This window comes from Rhodoferax sp. U2-2l (assembly GCF_020594515.1).
Taxonomy (GTDB): Bacteria; Pseudomonadota; Gammaproteobacteria; order Burkholderiales; family Burkholderiaceae_C; genus Rhodoferax.
In genome coordinates this window covers 252,687-272,853 of sequence record NZ_JAJCTH010000001.1, presented here as the reverse complement: position 1 = coordinate 272,853, position 20,167 = coordinate 252,687, and the positions used below count along the sequence as shown (strand labels likewise).

Genomic DNA, 20,167 nt, shown 5'->3' with positions numbered 1-20,167 from the left:
GCTTCAGGAAAACAGCCGCCGTGCCAGCACCGAGCCCGCAGACAGCTCGCGCTGGTCCAGCGTGTTGTACAGGTGCTCCAGGTCGGCGGCAATCACGTCCATGGCTTCGGACGGCAGCAGCACGCCTGCGTCATCGGTGACGATGCCGTCCATCTCCCTCGCCAGCGTCAGGGCCGCCTCACACATGCGGGCAAACGGGCGCTCGGTGCGGTCCACCTGCGGCACATCCAGTGACAAATGGAGTTCGCGCAGGGCCGACTGTGATACATCTTCGGCCAGCGCCGCCTGGGCGTCAAAACTCAGGCTGATCAGCGGCACGTTGCCGCTGGCACCCGGCAAGACCATGCGTCCGGCCATCGAACCCGGCACAAAACCCAGCCGCGCCGCCATTTGCTGCACGTAGCTGGGGCTCCAGGCGGAGCGGCGGGCGCGCAGCACAAAGGCGATCTGCGCGTCGTGGTCGCTGGCAAACTGGTCCAGCTCGCGGGCGCGTGACACTTCACGGCGCATGTCGGGAAAGTCGGGCGTGCCGTTGATCACGTCGCAAAACCCCTGCGCTTTCATGACAAATTCTGAAAATTCGATGTCATTGAGTGCCCCCGCGCGGTTGGCCAGTTGCAGCCCGGCTTGCAGCTGGCTGTAGCGTTGGCCTGCCTGTGGCGCTTCCCAGCGCTGGGTGGCGGCGTTCAAGCCCTCCACGGCAAACGGTTTGCTGCCCACCCGGCGGGTGGGTGGCAGCGCGGCCAGTACCGCGTCACCCGAGACCGGCGCGTCCAGCGCGATCGGGGCGATGACGTCAATCAAGGCATCCAGCCCCGGCTTTTTCTCTGGCGCGGGAATGACAAAACCGGGGTCATCCAGACCACCACGCAAGGCTTCGTCATCCAGCGTGGGCTCGCGGTCAAACGGCTCCACGGCGCTGTCGGGCAGCGCTTGCGGCTGGCGCGGCTTGTTTTTGCGCGCCAGCCACAGGTAATAGGCCAGCATGACCAGCAGCAGCAGAGCGCCAGCCGCGGCCAGACCGAGTTGTAACGGGCTCATCACATTTCCCCTTGGTCGGACAGGTTCAGGGCCATGTCCATGTCGACCGCCACGATGCGCGAAACGCCCTGCTCTTGCATGGTGACGCCGATGAGTTGTTGCGCCATTTCCATGGCGATCTTGTTGTGGCTGATGAACAGAAACTGCGTCTCGCGGCTCATGCTTTTCACCAGCTTGGCATAACGCTCGGTGTTGGCGTCGTCCAGCGGCGCATCCACCTCGTCGAGCAGGCAAAACGGCGCCGGGTTGAGCTGGAAGATGGCAAACACCAGCGCAATCGCGGTCAGCGCCTTTTCGCCGCCTGACAGCAGCGCAATGCTTTGGTTTTTTTTGCCCGGCGGCTGGGCGATGACCTGCACGCCGGAGTCCAGAATTTCATCGCCTGTGATCACCAGGCGCGCGTTGCCGCCGCCAAACAGTTCGGGAAACATCTTGCCAAAGTGCGCGTTGACGGTGTTGAAGGTGCCCGAGAGCAGCTCGCGGGTTTCACCGTCGATCTTCTTGATGGCGTCTTCCAGCGTGCGCATGGCTTCATTCAGGTCCGCGCTCTGGGCGTCCAGAAACTGCTTGCGTTCGCGTGCGGCCGTCAGTTCGTCCAGCGCGGCCAGGTTGACGGCGCCCAGGGCGGTGATCTCGCGGTTGAGCCGGTCAATCTCGGCTTGCAGGCCGGTCAGCTTGACCGAGCCGTCCGTGATGGAGGCCGCCACCCGCTCCAGGTCTGCCTGCGCGTCGGCCAGCAGCTGGGTGTATTGCTCGGAGCCCAGGCGGGCGGCCTGCTCCTTGAGCTGGAATTCGGTGATGCGGGCGCGCAAGGGGTCCAGCGCGCGCTCAAGCTGCAGGCGGCGCTCGTCGCTGGCGCGCAATTTGGCGGTCAGGTCGTCGTACTGGCTGCGCTGGGCGCCCAGGTGCTTTTCGCAATCCAACTTGACCGCCAGCGCCTGTTGCAAGCCGCCTTGCGCTGCGGCGTCGTTCAGGCGCAGCAATTCATCCTGGGCTCTCTGGGCTTCAGCCCTCACGGAATCTGACTGTTGCGCTGCCGTTTCTATCGCGCGCGACAACTCGGCGCGGCGGGCGCCCAGGCTGCGCAACGCAAAGCTGGCTTCCTGCATCTGGCGCTCCAGGCCGCGTTGCTGCTCGCGGCAGGCAGCCAATTGGCGCTCGGCGTTGATCACGCGGTCGTCCAGCTCGGCGTGGCGGTTTTGCGTGTCGGCCAGTTGCAGATCCAACTCTTCAAAGCGGGCCTCGGCCATCACACGGCGCTCTTGCAGGTCTTCCAGCTGGGCGTCCACTTCAGCCAGATCGTCAGTGATCTGGGCGCTGCGCTGGCGCGACTGCTCTGCCGCCTGCGTCAGGCGCAGCGTCTCCACCTGCAGGGCATGAAAGCTGGCTTGGGCCTCAGTGGCTTCGCGGCGCAGCGACACCAAACGCTGCGACAGATCGGCATAAGCCGCCTCAGCGCGCACCAGCGCCGCGCGCGATTCGTCGGCAATCAGCACCTGGGCGCGCCGCTGTTTGTCGAGGTTTTCAATCTCTTGCGCGCGCGCCAGCAGGCCCGCCTGCTCGGAGTCAGGCGCGTAAAAGCTGACGCTGTGGCGGCCCACCACATGGCCGGCTTTGACAAACAGCAGTTCACCCGGTTGTAACTGGCTGCGGCTAGCCAGCGCGTCTTCCAGGCTGGCCGCGCTGTAACAGCCTTGCAACCAGTCGTCCAGCACCGCTTGCTGGCCTGCGTCGTGCAGGCGCAGCAAGTCGGCCAGGCGCGGCAGCGTGGCATGGCTGCTGGCGGCAGCGGCTTCGGGCGGGTGGTAAAACGCCAACTTGGCGGGCGGCACATCTTGCGCAAAGGCGCGCACCATCTCCAGGCGGCTGACTTCGAGCGAGCCCAGGCGCTCGCGCAGGGCGGCTTCCAGCGCGTTTTCCCAACCTTGCTCAATGTGCAGGCGGGTCCACAGCCCCTGCAAATGGTCCAGGCCGTGTTTTTGCAGCCAGGGTTGCAACTTGCCGTCGGCCTTGAGCCGTTCCTGGAGGGCTTTCAGCGCGTCCAGACGGGCCGACAAATCGGCCAGCCGAGCGGATTCGGCGTTGACTTGCTGCTGCTGGGTGCGGCGCTTGTCGTCCAGTTCGGGCACAGCGTCCTGCAGTTCGACCAGGCGCGCCTGGGCCAGCTCAGCCGCTTCTTGCGCTTGCTCCAGTTGAGCTTGCTGGCTGGCCAGGCGTGATTCGTCGGGCACAGCCAGGGTCTGGCGGTCTTGCTGCAGGCGGGCGCGGCGGGTCTCCTGCTGGCGCGCCTGTTCCTCAATGCTGCGCTGCTCGGCGGCCAGCACGCCAATCTGCTGCTGCACCTGCGCGACGCTGGCGCGCTGCTCGTTGGCGGCACGCTGCGCCTGCCGCAAGGCCTCTTCCAGCTCGGGGAGTTGCTGCGCCTGGTCTTCCACCTGGGCGGCCAACAGCTCGTTTTTTTCTTCGCCCAGCAGTTCCAGCTCGGACAAATTCTCCAGCTCGGTGTGCGCATCCTGGCTGCTGGTGGCCCACTGGGTGGCCTGCTCTTGCAGGGTGCGCAGGCGCTGCTCGACCCGCTGGCGGCCTTCCACCACGTAGCGGATTTCGGCTTCCAGGCGGCCGACTTCGGTGCTGGCTTCGTACAACTTGCCTTGCGCCTGATTGACTTGGTCGCCCGCCGCGTAGTGCGCCTGGCGCACGGTTTCCAGCTCGGCCTCGACATGGCGCAGGTCGGCCAGGCGGGACTCCAGCGCGTTCACCGCTTCGAGCGACTCCAGTTTGATGCGGGTCTGGTCAGCCTCGGATTCGGTGCGCTTCAAAAACCAGAGCTGGTGCTGCTTGAGGGTGGCCGCGCTTGACAGGGTGTTGTACTTTTGCGCGACTTCGGCCTGCTTTTCCAGCTTGTCCAGGTTGGCGTTGAGCTCGCGCAGGATGTCTTCGACACGGGTCAGGTTCTCGCGCGTGTCACTTAGGCGGTTTTCGGTTTCGCGGCGGCGTTCCTTGTATTTGCTGACACCAGCGGCCTCTTCGAGGAACAGGCGCAGTTCTTCGGGGCGGCTCTCGATGATGCGGCTGATGGTGCCCTGGCCGATGATGGCGTAGGCCCGTGGGCCCAGTCCGGTGCCCAGAAACACGTCCTGCACGTCACGGCGGCGCACCGCCTGGTTGTTGATGTAGTAGCTGCTGGTGCCGTCGCGGGTGAGCACCCGTTTGACGGCGATCTCGGCAAACTGGCTCCACTGGCCGCCGGCGCGGTGGTCGTCATTGTCAAACACCAGCTCCACGCTGGCGCGGCTGGCGGGCTTGCGGGTGGTGGTGCCGTTGAAAATCACGTCCTGCATGGACTCGCCACGCAATTCGGACGCTTTGGACTCCCCCAACACCCAGCGCACCGCGTCCATGATGTTGGACTTGCCGCAACCATTGGGCCCCACCACGCCCACCAGTTGCCCGGGCAACAAAAAGTTGGTGGGCTCGGCAAAGGACTTGAAGCCGGACAGCTTGATGGAGTTGAGACGCACGGGTGGGGTTGTTTTGGGCTGAAATCTGGGGGCGAGAGTCAGAAAAGCAGCGTGGAACAGGCTGCTTTCCTGAGGTGCGTCATGATAACTTGCCCATCTGGCTTGCAACGTTGTGCCACACCTACCGGCCTGTGCGGATGTTCAGGCGCCTGTTGACGGTCACATCCATCAGGGTCCGACCTCATCGATCAAGGGTTGCAAGCCCATTGACCTGTTGACTCAGGTGCGATGCGCCAGTGCCATCACCTGATCCGGCGGCAAGGTTTTAAGGCTGTGATCGCTCCAGACACGCCGCCAGTGGCGTGCACCGGGCAAACCATGACGCAAACCCAGCATGTGCCGGGCAATCGTGGGCCAAGGTGTGCCGTGCTGCGCCTGTTCACGCTGCATATAGCCAACCATCTGCTGCTCGACCCCTTCCCGGGTGAGCGGCGCGGGTGCTGCCTGCGCGGGTGAATCCATGGGCGCCACAGGTGGTAGCTGGTCAGCATAAAACGCGGCGTCCCATTCGCTCAGCCACCACGGGTTGTGGTACGCCTCACGGCCGAGCATGACCCCGTCGAGCTGCGTCAAGTGCGCCTGCACCTGCTCGGTGGTGGTGACGCCGCCATTGAGCACAATCACCTGATGCGGAAAATCACGCTTGAGGCGGTAAGCCCACTCGTAACGCAGCGGCGGAATCTCGCGGTTGTCCTTGGGGCTCAGGCCTTTGAGCCAGGCGTTGCGGGCGTGCACGATGAAGGTCTGGCAACCCGCCTGGCTGACCGTGCCGACAAAATCACGTACAAAGTCGTAGCTTTCCACCTGGTCAATGCCAATGCGGTGTTTCACCGTGACCGGCACGTCCACCACGTCGACCATCGCCTTGACACCGTCGGCCACCAGTTGCGGCTCAGCCATCAGGCAGGCGCCGAACGCACCACGCTGCACCCGCTCACTCGGGCAACCGCAGTTGAGGTTGATCTCCGAGTAGCCCCACTGGGCACCCAGCCGGGCACAGTGCGCCAGGTCAGCCGGTTCGCTGCCACCGAGCTGCAGGGCGACGGGTTGCTCTTGCGCGTTGAAACGCAGATGGCGCGCCACGTCGCCATGAATCAACGCACCGGTGGTCACCATCTCGGTGTACAGCAAGGCATGGCGGGTCAGCACGCGGTGGAAATACCGACAGTGGCGGTCAGTCCAATCGAGCATAGGGGCAACGCACACCCGGTGCATTGAACCTTGTTGATTTAATTCACTTCTTGACACAAAAACTCACTTGATTTGACAACACGTGCGGTGTGTTGCACACACACTGCGCACGAAAACCCTGCATTCTCGCAGTTGGCCATTGAGAAGTTAAATGCCCATATCTGTCAGGGACTCACGCTACAACCCGCCCAGAAAGCGGGGGCGCGACCTCCCTGGCTGTCAGCCAGTGGTCGGGTTCTCCGACAAGGATCGACCTCAACCACCGTCCAAAGACACCTTGAAAATCATTGTTTTTGAGAATTTGGTAGATTGGCGTCGGGCTTGACAGCAGCCCCCGCGTTTTCCTCCCTGAACGCGGCTCTCGCGAGAATTTTGCCCGGCCACTGCTGCCGGGTTTTTTTCTGCCAGATGCGGACGTGAATTCTGTCGATCAAAGCGGCGCGCACCAAGGTGCCTGGTCATGTGCATAGGCCATCCACAAGGCCCAAGCTGCACTGCCAGCCAACGCCAGACCCGCCAGGCGGACGCCCCAATCGCCACGGCTGTTGGCGCCAAAACGCAGCCACAGCCAGGGCCCGAGCATCATCGAGACACTTGTACCCAAAGCAAAAAGCGCCATCACCAGGGCACCATCAACGGCGCGCCCAGACAGACCAGCCACCAGCAATGCCGAGTAAAGCAGGCCACACGGCAGAAAAGTCCACAATGCGCCCAACACCAACGTGCCCTGCATGCCGCGACTGACCACCAGACCGCGCGCTTTGGACCAGATTCTTTTACCCGTTTGCTCAAGCCAGATCGGCTGTTGCGCGTTGACCATCAGCACCAGACCAACCACTAAGACAGCCACATGGAACATGGTCCAGACCGGTCGCAGCGCCGCGCTTTGCACCGTCATCCAGCCCAGACCCTGCATGGACGCCGCTGCAAGCGCCCCCATGGCGGAATAACCGAGGATTCGGCCCACCTGGAAAAGCCACATCGCGGACGTGCGGCGGTCGCCCGCCGCCTGACCGATACCGGCGCAGGCCGCACCACACATGGCGATGCAGTGCGGGCCACCAACCAGCCCCATGAGCAAGGCGGTGGTGGCGAGTGTGGTTTGCATCCCCGCAGGTTAGAGGATTTTCGAAAACTTGGTGCGTGTACGGTCAGTTTGCAGGTAACGGTCAAACACCATGGCCACGGCGCGCACGAAGAACCAGCCCTTGGTGGTGACCTGGATACCGGAGTCCTCCATCACGACCAGCCCCTGCTCGGCCTGGGCCGCCATGGTTTCCAGCTCCTTGGCGAAGTACTCCTTGAAATTCACCAGATAAGCCAGCTCGATCGACTCGTAGGACAAGCGCCCCTGGCACATCAGCGCCATGATGACAGCACGACGCACCAAATCATCACGTGACAGGGCCAAGCCGCGAACAATCGGGAACTGCCCTTGGTCCAGAAAGTCGTAATACTCCTCGAGTGTCTTGGCATTCTGGCTGTAGGTGGCACCCACACGACCGATCGACGATACGCCCAGGCCAATCATGTCGCAATCAGGCTGCGTGCTGTAGCCCTGGAAATTGCGGTGCAATCTGCCCTGGCGCTTGGCGATGGCCAACGAATCGGTGGGCAGGGCAAAATGATCCATGCCGATGTAAACATAGCCCGCTGCCATGAAAGCCGCCATGGAGCGCGCCAGCATCGACACCTTGGCCGCCGCCGTGGGAATCTCGACCGAAGAAATACGACGCTGCGGCTTGAAACGCTCAGGCAGGTGCGCGTAGGCATACAGCGCAATACGCTCGGGCTTGAGTTCAACAATTTGCGCCAACGTCCGGTCAAACGACTCGGGGGTCTGTTCCGGCAGCCCGTAAATCAAATCCGCGTTGACAGATTCGAAGCCGCGTTGGCGGGCAGCGGCCACCAGTTCAAACACCTGTTCAGCGGGCTGGATGCGGTGTACAGCTTTCTGGACGGCCGGATCAAAATCCTGAATCCCAAAACTCAGGCGGTTAAACCCTAGCTCGGCCAACACGTCCAACCGCTGGGCATCGATGGTGCGCGGATCAATTTCAATGGAATACTCGCCACCAGGCACCAACTTGAAATTGCGACGCAATAGGCCCATCAAGTCGCGCAATTCGTCATCGGACAAAAAGGTGGGCGAACCGCCGCCCAGGTGCAACTGCGACACCGGTTGCCCCACACCCATGTGGCGGGTGTGCAGATCAACCTCGCGGCTCAGATAGCGCAAATACGCTGCGGCGCGATCATGGTGTTTGGTGATGATTTTGTTACAGGCGCAGTAGTAACACAGCGACTCACAAAAGGGAATGTGGACGTACAGGGACAGTGGCAACGCCAGCGCTGAGGCGCCCGAACGGCGCTGCTCCAGCGCCAACGCGTAGTCCTGCGCGGTAAAGGCCTCCACAAACCGGTCGGCGGTCGGGTAAGAGGTGTACCTTGGCCCAGAAACGTCGTATTGACGTATCAAAGCTTCGGAGATGGGTTCAGCTGCGCACTCGATCATAAGAATTCCTTTTTCAGACGCTGTAAATGTGCCGCGAGGCCTCTTTTTCAAGCTTGATATTGATCAACCAAGCGGAAAAAGTGCAGCGGGTCTAATTTGACATTTATCAGCCTTTCGCAAAGAACGATGTCAAAATCACACCATGAATCATGAGACTATCAAAATTGCTTGCGCCAATTGCAACATGCGTGAGCTCTGTATGCCCATTGGCCTCAGTCAGGACGAACTCAATCGCATTGATGAAATGATCGGCTCCCGGCGCAAGGTCAAGCGAGGCGAAACCCTTTTCCACAACGGTGAGAAGTTCTCCAATTTATACGCCATTCGCACCGGTTTTTTCAAGACCTGCATCACGTCAGAGGACGGCCGTGATCAGGTGACGGGTTTTCAGATGGCCGGTGAAATCATTGGCCTGGACGGCATCGTCAATGACCACCATACCTGTGACGCGGTGGCACTTGAAGATGCAGAAATCTGCGCCATGCCCTTCGCGGAAATTGAAACGCTGTCGCGCGAGGTGAATGCCCTTCAACACCACGTTCACAAAATCATGAGCCGGGAAATCGTGCGGGAACACGGCGTGATGTTGCTACTGGGGAGCATGCGGGCCGAAGAACGCCTGGCCGCATTTTTGTTGAATCTCGCGCAACGCCTGCACTCCCGCGGCTTCTCCAAGTCCGAGCTGATTCTGCGAATGACGCGAGAAGAAATCGGTAGTTACCTGGGCTTGAAGCTGGAAACCATCAGCCGCACATTCTCAAGATTTGTCGAAGACGGCATCGTTGCCGTCAAGCAGCGCCATGTGCACATTTTGAACACGCAGGCGCTGCAGGATATCGTCAACCCGAAATAGCCTACTACTTAGGCGCGTCAGGCGCAGTTTTAGGCGCCGGAATGACACCGGTTGCCGCGTGGTTGCGCGCCATCATGGCAGGGGCATCACCGCCTTCAATCTTGGCACTTTTGATATTTTCAATCTCAATATCCTGACCCGTGATGATCTGGTTAGGACTATTCGCAATGAAATAGAAAGTGACAATGCAAGCCAGCACCACACTGACCGGACCGCTGATCACCAGCCAAACGTGACCATAAGACCACCAAGGCTTGTTTTCCGACACAGAAGGACTATTCACAGACTACCTTTCATTTGTCAATCATGCCCAGTGGGGCAACGGATTCAACGAAAAGGGGAAACTGACAAGTTTCCCCTTCAACCACTGACTAGACCGCTCGAACTGAGCTTAACTCTTGTTGGAAAGACCCCAGATGTAGGCGGTCAACACTTTGAGTTGCGCTTCGGTCAACAGCTTCGCTTGCGGTGGCATCACATTTTGCATGCCGTTATTGACCATGTCCACAATGGCCTTTTCACCAAAACCATGCAGCCAGATGTTGTCTGTCAGGTTGGCAGAACCTACGGCTTGCATGCCCTTGCCATCTGCACCATGACAAGCTGCGCAAACGGCAAACTTTTCTTTGCCCAGAGCAGCTTTGGCAGCGTCATGCGGACTGCCCGACAAGCTCAAAACATACTGGGCAACGTTCTTGACATCTTCTTCCGTGCCGACGGCAGCCGCCATGGGAGGCATGTTGCCAATGCGTCCACCAGTGATGGTCTCGGTAATTTTCTCAGGGGTACCGCCGTGCAGCCAGTCGTTATCGGTCAAATTGGGAAAGCCCTTGTTGCCCTGGGCATCGGAAGCATGGCACTGAGCACAGTTGTTGCTGTACAAACGCTCGCCAATCGCCATGGCAGCCGGGTCTTTGGCAATGTCTTCTGTGGTCATGCTGGCAAAGCGGGCATACACAGGCGCCGTCGCCTCATCACCTGCTTTGACCTCAGCTGCGTGCAAGCCGCGCGATGTCCACCCTAGCAAGCCAGGGTAACTACCCAACCCTGGATACAACGCGAGGTAACCAAATCCGAAGATGACCGTGATCACAAACAGATAACTCCACCAGCGCGGCAGCGGATTGTTCATCTCACGCAAATCGCCATCCCACACGTGACCAGTGGTGTTGTCACTGGCTGTCATGGCCTTCGCCTTGCCAGACAGGACCAGCAAGATCAGGCAGGCAATGATGCTGACGATCACCAGACCGGCGACATACATGTCCCAAAAGCCGCTTACAAAGTCGCTCATTTTTATTCCTTCTCAGTTTTTAGGGTCAATCCTGATCGAAAGGCAGCTTGGCCGCCTGATCAAAGCCGGAAGAGTTTTTCTTGGCGAAAGCCCAGATCACGATCCCGATGAAGGCAACGAAACCGAGGACGGTCGCCAGAGTTCTAGCGGTATTGATATCGAATTCCATCAGTGTGACTCGACTTATTTGACCAAATGACCCAGACCTTGAAGGTAAGCAACCAAGGCTTCCATCTCGGTTTTACCGTTGACGGCATCTTCAGCGCCAGCGATGTCAGCGTCCGTGTACGGGACACCAACTGCACGAAGGCCCTTCATGTGGGCACCCAAGGTGGCGCCATTGACATTACGCTCGGCAAGCCATGGGTAGGCGGGCATGATGGACTCAGGCACCACGTCACGAGGGTTCATCAAATGGGTGATTTGCCACTGATCGCTGTACTTGCCGCCGATGCGATGCAAATCCGGACCGGTCCGCTTGCTGCCCCACTGGAACGGGTGGTCATAAACAAACTCACCTGCCAAAGAGTAATGACCGTAACGCAAGGTTTCAGCACGGAACGGACGAATCATCTGCGTGTGGCAGTTGTAACAACCTTCACGCTGATAAATGTCGCGACCAGCCAGTTCCAGGGCCGGATAGGGCTTGAGCCCAGCAACCGGTTGCGTGGTCGACTTCTGAAAGAACAGGGGCACGATTTCAACCAGACCACCGAACAACAAAACAATGAGAATCAAGACGATCATCAAACCATTGTTGGTTTCGATCGTGCCGTGTGAAAAGCCACCGCTTGAATTAGATGTTGACATGTTTAACTACCTCAGGCGTGCGCCACGTTGGTGGGGATCGTGACGGTTGCCGCACGACCACTGGTTGCCGTCTTCACGGTGTTCCACAGCATGATGACCATGCCAATCAGATACAGCAAACCACCGATCAAACGCAACACGTAGAACGGGAAGCTGGCTTTGACGGACTCCACAAAGGTGTAGGTCAAGGTGCCGTCAGCGTTGATGGAACGCCACATCAGGCCTTGCATCACACCAGAAATCCACAGCGCAGCGATGTACAGAACGATACCGATCGTGGCTGTGTAGAAGTGGATTTCAATGGCTTTGATGCTGTACATCTCTTTTTGGCCAAACAATTTGGGAATCAGGTAGTACATCGACCCCATGGTGACCATACCGACCCAGCCAAGCGCGCCGGAATGCACGTGACCAATCGTCCAGTCAGTGAAGTGCGACAAGGCGTTCACCGTCTTGATCGACATCATCGGACCTTCGAACGTAGACATGCCATAGAAAGACAGAGACACGATCAGGAAACGCAGAATGGGGTCGTCACGCAGTTTGTGCCAGGCACCAGACAGGGTCATGATGCCGTTGATCATGCCGCCCCAGCTCGGCGCCAGAAGGATCAAAGAGAACACCATGCCGACAGATTGCGTCCAGTCAGGCAAAGCGGTGTAGTGCAAGTGGTGCGGACCCGCCCACATATAAGTGAAGATCAGCGCCCAGAAGTGAACGATGGAGAGACGATAAGAGTAAACCGGACGACCTGCCTGCTTGGGGATGAAGTAGTACATCATGCCCAGGAAACCCGCGGTCAGGAAGAAACCCACGGCATTATGTCCGTACCACCACTGCACCATGGCGTCCTGCACACCGGCGTAGGCCGAGTAAGACTTCATCGCGCCAACCGGAATGGCAGCGCTGTTAACGAGGTGAAGAAGCGCAACCGCCAGAATGAAGGCACCAAAGAACCAGTTGGCCACGTAGATGTGTTTGACCTTGCGGGTACCCACGGTGCCGAAGAATACGATCGCGTAAGACACCCAGATCACCGTGATCAGAATGTCGATGGGCCATTCCAGTTCGGCATATTCTTTACCGCTAGTGAAACCCAAAGGCAATGAGATCGCAGCCGACAAAATGACAATCTGCCAACCCCAGAACGTAAATGCAGCAAGCTTCTCGCCGAAAAGTCGCACCTGGCAGGTTCTTTGAACCACATAGTAGGACGTGGCAAACAAACCGCAGCCACCAAACGCAAAAATCACCGCATTGGTGTGCAACGGACGCAAGCGACCGAAGGACAGATACTCGATACCCAGGTTCAGCTCCGGCCATGCCAGTTGTGCTGCGATGATCACGCCCACCAGCATGCCAACCACACCCCAGACCACGGTCATGATGGCAAACTGTCGTACAACCTTGTCGTTGTACGTCGTCGCCTGCGAATTTACAAATGCCATGTTCACCTCTTCTATGTTTGAGACGCCGAGTGTCTTGGCTGACCTGCGCCCCCGATTTGACACACATCAATTATGGCTGAAATTCCCCTTCAGTCTTTAAGTATTCTCTCGCCTTCTTTGTCCACATCTTCGAATTGGCCTCTATAGATGGCCCACCAAATACCACCAATAATGAAGAAGACCAGGACCACCGACAGGGGTACCAGCAAATACAGGATGTCCATCAAATCTCCTTGTTTGGCGGCTGTACGCGCGACAACCGGAGGGCATTCGCAACGACCAAGAGCGAACTGCTGGCCATCCCGATGCCCGCCAGCCACGCGGGCAACATGCCGGCCACCGCCAGTGGCACACAAACCGCGTTGTAGGCGGCGGCCCACCACAGATTCTGCCTGACGACCCTCAGTGTGCGTTTGGACAGACCGATCGCCAACGCCACATCGTCCAGACGGCTACCTGAGACCAGAAAGTCGGCCTGCGCCTGCGCCAGTGGAACCGCCTGGCCAAAGGCAAAGGAGGCATGCGCGCCCGCCAGAATGGGTCCGTCGTTGAGCCCATCACCCACGACTGCCACCTTGTGCCCATCCAGCTGCGCCTGTCGCAGGAAGTCGAGCTTGTCCTGCGGCGAACACTGTCCTTTGAACGCGTCGATACCCACCGCATCAGCCACCCGCCCTGCGGCGTCGCTGGCGTCGCCCGACAGCAAATGAACGGACAGCCCACGCGCTTTCAGGGTGGCCACGGTGGGTGCAGCGTCGGTTCGAACATCTTCCTGTAGCTCAAACGTGGCCAGCCACTGATGCTCGTCACTGACATAAACCTGCAACACATCGGACCCGGTAGGCACCACACCGCAGTGCTCTGCAGAGCCCAGTCGCAACGCCATGGCCTGGTCGGCACGGTCAATTGGCGCCAGTCGCGCCGTCAAGCCACGACCTGACAACTCGGCCACATCATCGGCGCGCCAAAGCCCGGTCAAACCACGCTGCTGCGCCGCCACAAACAAGGCCTTGGAGGCCGGGTGCAACGAATGCCGGGCCAATTCAGCAGCCATGGCCAAGGCCTGCGACGGATCAACACCCTCGCGCGTCCGGGCCTGACCCAGCACCATGGCGTCACGGGTGAGCGTGCCGGTCTTGTCAAACATGACGGTATCGACCGCTGCCAGCGCTTCAAACGCGTCCAGTCGACGCACCAGAATGCCGCGTTGCGCCAGCGCCCCGGCCGCCGACAGCATCGCGGCCGGGGTTGCCAATGACAAGGCACAAGGACAGGTCACCACCAGCACCGACACGGCCACCATCAGGGCACGCTCGGGGTCGGTGTCCCACCAATACAGGCACGACAAGGCGGCCGCCACCAGCACACCGATCAGAAACGGCTTGGCGATGGTGTCAGCCAGTTTGGCCAAATGCGGCTTGCTGGTGGAGGCACTCTCCATCAGACTGACGATCTGCGCAAACCGCGTTTCACTGCCAACCCGCTCCACGCGCATCAACACCACCGCGGCCAGGTTGTGACTGCCGGAGATCACCGCATCGCCCTCGGCACGCGAGACAGGGCGCGACTCGCCGGTCAACAGCGACTCATCCACCGAGGTCTGCCCCCGCACCACCACACCGTCCGCAGGAAACGCTTCGCCCGCGCGCACCTGGATGACATCGTCCACCTGCAGCCGTCGGACCGGCACCCGCTCAAACAAGCCATCGGCCTTTTGCCGGGCCACACTGTCGGGCAACCGGTTCATCAGCGCTTCCAGGGCGCCCGCAGTTCGGTCGCGCAAGCGCAACTCCATCCAGCGCCCGGCCAGCAGGAAGAAGACAAACATGGTCAGGGAGTCAAAAAAAACCTCGTGGCCAAAAATGCCCTCGGGGTCAAAGGTGCCTGCCGTGCTGACCACAAAGGTGATCAGCATGCCCAGTGCCACCGGCAGGTCCATGCTGATGCGGCGATGCACGATGTCGCGCCAGGCGTTGCTAAAGAAAGGACTGCATGAGAACAGGATGACGGGCAGTGTCAGCACCCAGGACGCCCAGCGCAACAGGTGCTCCATCTCCATCGACAAATCGCCTGGCTCGGCAACATAGGCCGGGTAGGCGTACATCATGACCTGCATCATGCACAGGCCCGCCACCATCAAGCGCCACAGTGCTTTGCGCGACTCGACCCGGCGCCGCTCCCTGGCAAAGACATCGTTGGCGGGCAACGCGCGGTAGCCCGACTCGCGCACCGCCTGCATCCAGCGCGATGGCAACACCGTCTGGGAGTGCCAAACCACCTTGGCCCGCTGGCTGCCGGCGCTGACATCGGCCGATACCACGCCGGGAACGCGCTTGAGCGCATCTTCCACCGTCAAGGCGCAGGCAGCACAGTGCATGCCTTCGATCATGAGGTTCGACTCCCAGTAACCGGCATGTGTGGCATCGGGTCGACTGAAGGCCGACCACTCCTGCTCGTCGTCCAGAATCTGCAGCGCCTGAGCCGAATCGGACGCCGGGTCGGTCACGACACCTGGGCCGCCGAACGCCCCTGCACCCGTCGCCAAGTGTTGGGGCGCCAGCGCAAGCGGGCGTTCGGAATCAACGGGAAAACTCATCAAAGTACCTAGGCAATAACAAAACCGGCTGATAGTATAGGTAAGCGCTTATTTCTTACCTATGAGAGGAGATCACCATGTACCAAAAGATTCTTGTCGCCACGGATGGTTCCAGTCTGTCCAAAAAAGCGGTCAGCAGTGCCATCTCTTTAGCCGCACTGGCAGGTGCGAGTCTGGTGGTCATCAAAGTGATACCGCGCTACCCCCAAAGCTACTTTGAAGGCGGCTTGGCCTTGCAGGCGGCCGAGGTGGGCCGGATCGAACAGCAATGGGCCGAAGAAGGCCAGGCGGTGGTGGACGAGGTGAAAAAAGCTGCCGAGGCGCAAGGCGTCAAAACCCGGGCACTCATCGTGAAATCAGACGTGGTTTCCGATGCCATCATTGCCGCTGCCAAAAAGAACAAGTGCGAGCTGATCGTGATGGCGTCTCATGGCCGCAAGGGCGTGAAGCGGCTGCTGCTGGGAAGCGAGACCCAGCAAGTGTTGACGCACTCCCACATTCCCGTTTTGGTCTTGCGCTAAGCGGGTCAGCAGGCCTTGTCAATCAAGGACGAATGGCAATGCATTTTCAGACAACCGTTGTTACATCGTCATCTCTGAAACGCTGCTGAATCGTCCTCACCTGGTCCCAACGCGAGAAAAACGTGGCCACACAATGCGGGTCAAAGTGGGTGCCAGCGCTGGCTTGGATGTGTTCACTGGCCCGCTCGATCGACCAGGCTTTCTTGTAGGGCCGCTCTGAGGTCAGGGCGTCAAACACGTCGGCCACCGCCACGATGCGGCTGAAGATCGGGATCGCCTCCCCTTTCAGCCCGCCCGGATAGCCGGATCCGTCAAATTTCTCATGGTGCCCCAGCGCAATGGCCGCACCGGATTGCAGCACCCTGGACGAACTGCCTTTCAGAATGTCATAACCAAACTTCGCATGGTGTTTCATGACCTCGAACTCTTCAGGCGTCAGCCGCCCGGGTTTGAGCAGGATGTTGTCGGCGATGCCGACCTTGCCGATGTCATGCATCGGGGCCGCTTCCAGCAACAACTCGCAATCTTCCCGGGGCAGGCCCATGCCTTGCGCGATCAGCTCCGAATAATGGGCCATGCGCAGAATGTGCGATCCGGTCTCCGGGTCACGGTATTCGGCCGCCTTGGACAGCCGTATCACCGTCTCGCGCTCACGCTCCTTGATCTGAAAGGTAGCCTTGCGCACCTCTTCGGCCAACCAGGTGGCCCGATCCGCCAGCACCTTGCGGCTGGCCCCGAGCTGCAGCATGTTGTTGACGCGCGCCATGAACTCGATCTTGTCGACCGGCTTGGTCAGGAAATCGGTGGCCCCGGCATCGAGTGCGCGGTAACGCACCTGCTTCTGGTCGTTGGCGGTGATCATCAGCACCGGGATGTCTTCTCGCCCCGGCGTTTGGCGGAACTCGGCGATGAACTCCATGCCGTTGAGCTCTGGCATCATGTAGTCGACGATGATCAGGTCAAAGTTGTCACGCTTGGCACACGCCAACCCGTCAACAGCGCTTGAAAACTTGACCGTTTCACAATTGCCCATGCGCTTGAGCAGCGCGTCAAACAGAATCAGGTTGATTTCTGCGTCGTCAACAATCAATACCTTGTAGGTCATGGTGATGCATCTTATTAAGCAGGCTCTGTCCGGTTCCAAAAGCCGAGAGCACTCCAACGGCGGCTCGCTTCACTTTAACACCGTCACCTGATGGTGACGCAGCGCCGCCAGCAACGGGTCAACCCCGCTTGGCAGTTGTGCCAGCTTGCACGCCACGGCCTCGCGGGCAGCTGCCTCGGCATGGACGCCGATCGTCATGGCCAGTTGCTCAATCTCACCCACCAGAGCGATCAGGGGCTGCGCACCAAACATGCCAAAAATGCCGCGCAGCGCGTGCGTCACACGCGCCAGGGCGGCCCAGTCGGCCTGCACCAGCGCCCGGTTCATCCGCGTCAGATCGTTCGGCCATTGCGGCACAAAGGTGTCGGTGATGATCGCAACCACCTCCTGGTCCACCCGCTTCAAGGCGAGTGCGTAGTCAAACAGTGTCTCCGGCAAGCCGGTTTTTCCCGCCTGCGGCACCTGAGTTGACTTGTTAACGGCATCAGCAACCGCCTGTCCCGATGCAAAGCGGGCCAGCACCCGATGCAGCTCCGGCATCGACACCGGCTTGGCGAGGTAATCGTCCATACCGGCATGCAAACAGCGTTCACGGTCACCCGGCATCACATTGGCGGTCATGGCCACAATCGGGGTGCGGCTGCCCCGCTCTGTGGCCCGGAAGCACCGGGTGGCCTGCAGCCCGTCAAACACCGGCATCATCATGTCCATCAGCACCAGGTCAAAGCGCTGCCGCGCCAGGGTGTCCAGGGCCATCTGGCCATTGTCCGCGAGCGTGATGCGGTGCCCCTCGCGTTGGAGCAAAGCCACCGCCAGCCGCTGATTGATGTCGTTATCTTCCACCAACAGGATATCCAGGCCCAAAGCGGCGTCCCGTGTCCGGGCCGAACTGAGGGGCGGCGCCATGGCCGCCATGGCCGACATGTCTGGCAGGCCCCGGTGGGCGACCGGGTGATGGCCGATCGCCACCGGCAGATCAAAATCAAACTGGCTGCCCCGGCCCAACTGGCTGTTGACCGACATGTGCCCACCCATGGCCACCACCAACCGTGACGAGATCGACAAACCCAGACCCGTGCCACCAAAACGCCGGGTGATGCTGCTGTCTTCCTGCGCAAAAGCCTCAAAAATGCTCTGTAATTTGGACGCGTCGATGCCCACGCCGGTGTCCCGGACCGAAAACAATAACCGGACCTGGCGGTGTGACTCTGGCCGGGCACGCACCTGCAAGGCCACTTCGCCCCGATCCGTGAACTTGATCGCGTTGCCGATCAGGTTCATCAGGATCTGCTGCAAGCGCCCGGGGTCGCCCACCACGCTGGCAGGCGTGGCCGGGTCCAGATCGCACAACAGCTGCAGGCCTTTGGTCTGCGCGGGCACCACCAGCACCTTGAGCGTCTCGCCAATCAGGCGACCGAGGTCGAAATCAATCTGTTCGATCTGCAGCTTGCCAGCCTCGATTTTTGAGAAGTCCAGAATGTCGTTGATGACCCGCAACAGCGCGTAAGAGGACAGTTTGACGATGTCCAGTTGCTCGCGCTGCTCGGTCGTCAGATGGGAGTCCAACACCAGTTCGGTCATGCCAATCACCCCGTTCAGGGGGGTGCGGATTTCATGGCTCATGTTGGCCAGAAAATCCGACTTGGCGCGGCTGGCCACTTCGGCGGCCTCTTTGGCGCGATGCAGTTCCTCAGAGGCCCATTTGGCTTGGGAAATGTCCGCCAGATAACCATTCCACAACACGCCGCCATCCGGCGCGGTCCTGGGCATGGATTCACCATGCACCCAGATCAACGCACCGGTGTGCTGGTGGCGCATTCTGAAATCAAGCGCGATGCGTTCGCGGCTGCGCGCCGAATCATGCAATGACCGGACAACACTTGCCTGATCGTCCGGATGAATCAACTTCAGAAACGATCGGGCATCGTCCAGCGCGGCCTGGCAGGACAACCCGCACAGCACTTCCATCACCGAGCTGCAAAACACAAAACCCTGGCGGCCATCCGCCCACAGCCGGTATTGCAAGACCACCACCGGAATGCCCTCGGTGACTTCGCGCAGGCGATCACTGGCTTCCCGGATCGCCGTCACATCCTGCCAGATGCCGGTGAACACGGTTGACCCATCGGGCACGGGGTCGGGCAGGATTTCGGAACTGATCCAGCGCGTGCCCCGGTCCGGCAAACACACCGGGTAGTCGGATCGCCAGCCCTCGCGGCGCTCACCAGCCGCCAGCACCTCCGCATACACGCGCTCGCGATCCGGCTGTGGAATTTGCTCGAACGCCAGACGCCCATCGGCCATCAACGCCTCACGGTCCAGCCCGCGAATGTCCTGTAGCCGATCACTGAGGAAGGTGTAACGAATGTTGCCCGCCCTCACCTGGCACTGAAACACGACACCCGGCACGGCGTTGGTGATGCGGCGCAAACGCTCTTCACCAGCCGCCAGCGCCGCCTGCATGGCCTTGCGCTCGGTGATGTCGGTGCGAATGGCAATGAATTGCCGAGGCGCGCCATCGTCGTCCAGCATCGGGACAATCGTCGCCTGCAACCAGTGCGTGCTGCCGTCCTTGGCCCGGTTACATAACTCGCCATGCCAGACCTGGCCTGCCAGAATGGTTTGCCAGAGATGGCGGAAATAGGCTTTCGGCTGCACGCCGGAATGGATCAACCGGTGGTTCTGCCCCAGCAACTCCTCTCGCGCGTACCCACTGATTTCGCAAAATTGGTCGTTGGCGTAGGTGATGTCACCGGCCAGATCGGTGATGCTGACGATGGCGTGCTGGTCCAGCGCAAACTTCTGGTTGGCCAGGTCGCCCAGTGCCGACTGCAAGTCACGCTGGCTGGCTTCGCGCTGCGTCACCAGGTCTGACATCAGTTGCGACAGCGACTCCAGATCGTTGTCGCGCAGCGCGGGCATGTCCGGGTCCATCTGGCGCATCAGGCCATCGGCGGTGTCGCGCAGCGACGCCATGGCGCGCGTGCGGCTGTCAAGCTCGTGGCTCAGGCGATCATTCACGTGCGACAACTCGACCGAACTGAGCTGTAAACGGCGCGTTTTCAGCTCAAGATCGCGCTCGTATTGCGCATAAGACGCCTCAACATCCGACAAAAAACCTGGCAGCCCCCGCAAAAACCGGGCAGTCGGCGCCGACAGGCCCGCCGCCGCGGACAACTGCGCCAACTCGTCCAGCACCGCAGGCATCTGCGTTTCATCAACACCCAACAAGCGGCGGGCTTGGCGACTGAGCGATGTGTGCATGGTGTGAC

Annotated in this window: 15 protein-coding genes and 1 pseudogene; 2 read left to right on the top strand and 14 right to left on the bottom strand. The window is 60.3% G+C overall.

All coding sequences use genetic code 11. The annotated features are described in order from the left end of the window. Window positions 1-3 precede the first annotated feature (3 nt). The 5 genes from LHU53_RS01205 to hemN form a co-directional block, all read right to left on the bottom strand. Complete coding sequence (locus LHU53_RS01205) at window positions 4-1,041, bottom strand: cell division protein ZipA C-terminal FtsZ-binding domain-containing protein (RefSeq protein WP_227330242.1); 1,038 nt, start codon at window positions 1,039-1,041, stop codon at window positions 4-6. Further along, window positions 1,041-4,562 (bottom strand): chromosome segregation protein SMC, encoded by a 3,522-nt coding sequence (smc, locus tag LHU53_RS01200; protein WP_227330241.1) that lies wholly within the window; start codon window positions 4,560-4,562, stop codon window positions 1,041-1,043. Before smc ends, LHU53_RS01205 begins: the two co-directional genes overlap by 1 nt. Window positions 4,563-4,781: 219 nt before the next feature. Continuing rightward, the gene (gene dusA, locus LHU53_RS01195) at window positions 4,782-5,810 is read right to left on the bottom strand and encodes a tRNA dihydrouridine(20/20a) synthase DusA (RefSeq protein ID WP_370632193.1); all 1,029 of its coding nucleotides are present in this window, start codon (window positions 5,808-5,810) and stop codon (window positions 4,782-4,784) included. A 373-nt stretch (window positions 5,811-6,183) separates the two neighbouring features. Then, window positions 6,184-6,861, bottom strand: coding sequence for a sulfite exporter TauE/SafE family protein (locus LHU53_RS01190; RefSeq protein ID WP_227330239.1), 678 nt, complete (start codon window positions 6,859-6,861; stop codon window positions 6,184-6,186). Between the two features lie 9 nt (window positions 6,862-6,870). Next, window positions 6,871-8,268, bottom strand: coding sequence for an oxygen-independent coproporphyrinogen III oxidase (gene hemN / locus LHU53_RS01185; RefSeq protein ID WP_227330238.1), 1,398 nt, complete (start codon window positions 8,266-8,268; stop codon window positions 6,871-6,873). 139 nt (window positions 8,269-8,407) lie between these two features. Between hemN and fnr the strand changes: the two are divergent. Further along, window positions 8,408-9,121: pseudogene (fnr, locus tag LHU53_RS01180) on the top strand (fumarate/nitrate reduction transcriptional regulator Fnr); the annotation flags it as partial. A gap of 4 nt (window positions 9,122-9,125) precedes the next feature. On the opposite strand, the gene LHU53_RS01175 reads toward fnr, so the two are convergent. From LHU53_RS01175 to LHU53_RS01145, 7 genes are all read right to left on the bottom strand, one after another. Next, entirely contained in the window at window positions 9,126-9,404 is a 279-nt protein-coding gene (locus LHU53_RS01175; protein ID WP_227330236.1) for a nitrogen fixation protein FixH, read from the bottom strand. 108 nt (window positions 9,405-9,512) lie between these two features. Further along, window positions 9,513-10,415 carry a cytochrome-c oxidase, cbb3-type subunit III gene (gene ccoP / locus LHU53_RS01170; protein WP_227330235.1) on the bottom strand — a complete coding sequence of 301 codons (903 nt, stop codon included), beginning with the start codon at window positions 10,413-10,415 and terminating at the stop codon, window positions 9,513-9,515. A 25-nt stretch (window positions 10,416-10,440) separates the two neighbouring features. After that, entirely contained in the window at window positions 10,441-10,584 is a 144-nt protein-coding gene (locus LHU53_RS01165) for a cbb3-type cytochrome c oxidase subunit 3 (RefSeq protein ID WP_227330234.1), read from the bottom strand. Window positions 10,585-10,598: 14 nt separating this feature from the next. Further along, window positions 10,599-11,225, bottom strand: a complete 627-nt coding sequence (gene ccoO, locus LHU53_RS01160) for a cytochrome-c oxidase, cbb3-type subunit II (RefSeq protein ID WP_227330233.1) — start codon at window positions 11,223-11,225, stop codon at window positions 10,599-10,601. Window positions 11,226-11,236: 11 nt separating this feature from the next. Then, window positions 11,237-12,673: a cytochrome-c oxidase, cbb3-type subunit I gene (gene ccoN, locus LHU53_RS01155; protein WP_227330232.1), complete on the bottom strand. Its 1,437-nt coding sequence runs from the start codon at window positions 12,671-12,673 to the stop codon at window positions 11,237-11,239. Between the two features lie 89 nt (window positions 12,674-12,762). Next, on the bottom strand, window positions 12,763-12,897 hold the full coding sequence (gene ccoS / locus LHU53_RS01150; protein WP_227330231.1) for a cbb3-type cytochrome oxidase assembly protein CcoS: 135 nt from the start codon (window positions 12,895-12,897) through the stop codon (window positions 12,763-12,765). Next, a complete protein-coding gene (locus tag LHU53_RS01145; RefSeq protein WP_227330230.1) occupies window positions 12,897-15,269 on the bottom strand; it encodes a cation-translocating P-type ATPase in 2,373 nt (790 codons plus the stop codon). Before LHU53_RS01145 ends, ccoS begins: the two co-directional genes overlap by 1 nt. 77 nt (window positions 15,270-15,346) lie before the next feature. On the opposite strand from LHU53_RS01145, the gene LHU53_RS01140 reads away from it, so the two are divergent. Further along, complete coding sequence (locus LHU53_RS01140) at window positions 15,347-15,790, top strand: universal stress protein (RefSeq protein WP_227330229.1); 444 nt, start codon at window positions 15,347-15,349, stop codon at window positions 15,788-15,790. A 46-nt stretch (window positions 15,791-15,836) separates the two neighbouring features. Here LHU53_RS01140 and LHU53_RS01135 read toward each other — a convergent pair whose 3' ends face one another. Then, window positions 15,837-16,895, bottom strand: coding sequence for an HD domain-containing phosphohydrolase (locus tag LHU53_RS01135; protein WP_227330228.1), 1,059 nt, complete (start codon window positions 16,893-16,895; stop codon window positions 15,837-15,839). 69 nt (window positions 16,896-16,964) lie between these two features. Next, entirely contained in the window at window positions 16,965-20,159 is a 3,195-nt protein-coding gene (locus LHU53_RS01130; RefSeq protein ID WP_227330227.1) for a PAS domain-containing protein, read from the bottom strand. Between the last annotated feature and the right edge of the window lie 8 nt (window positions 20,160-20,167).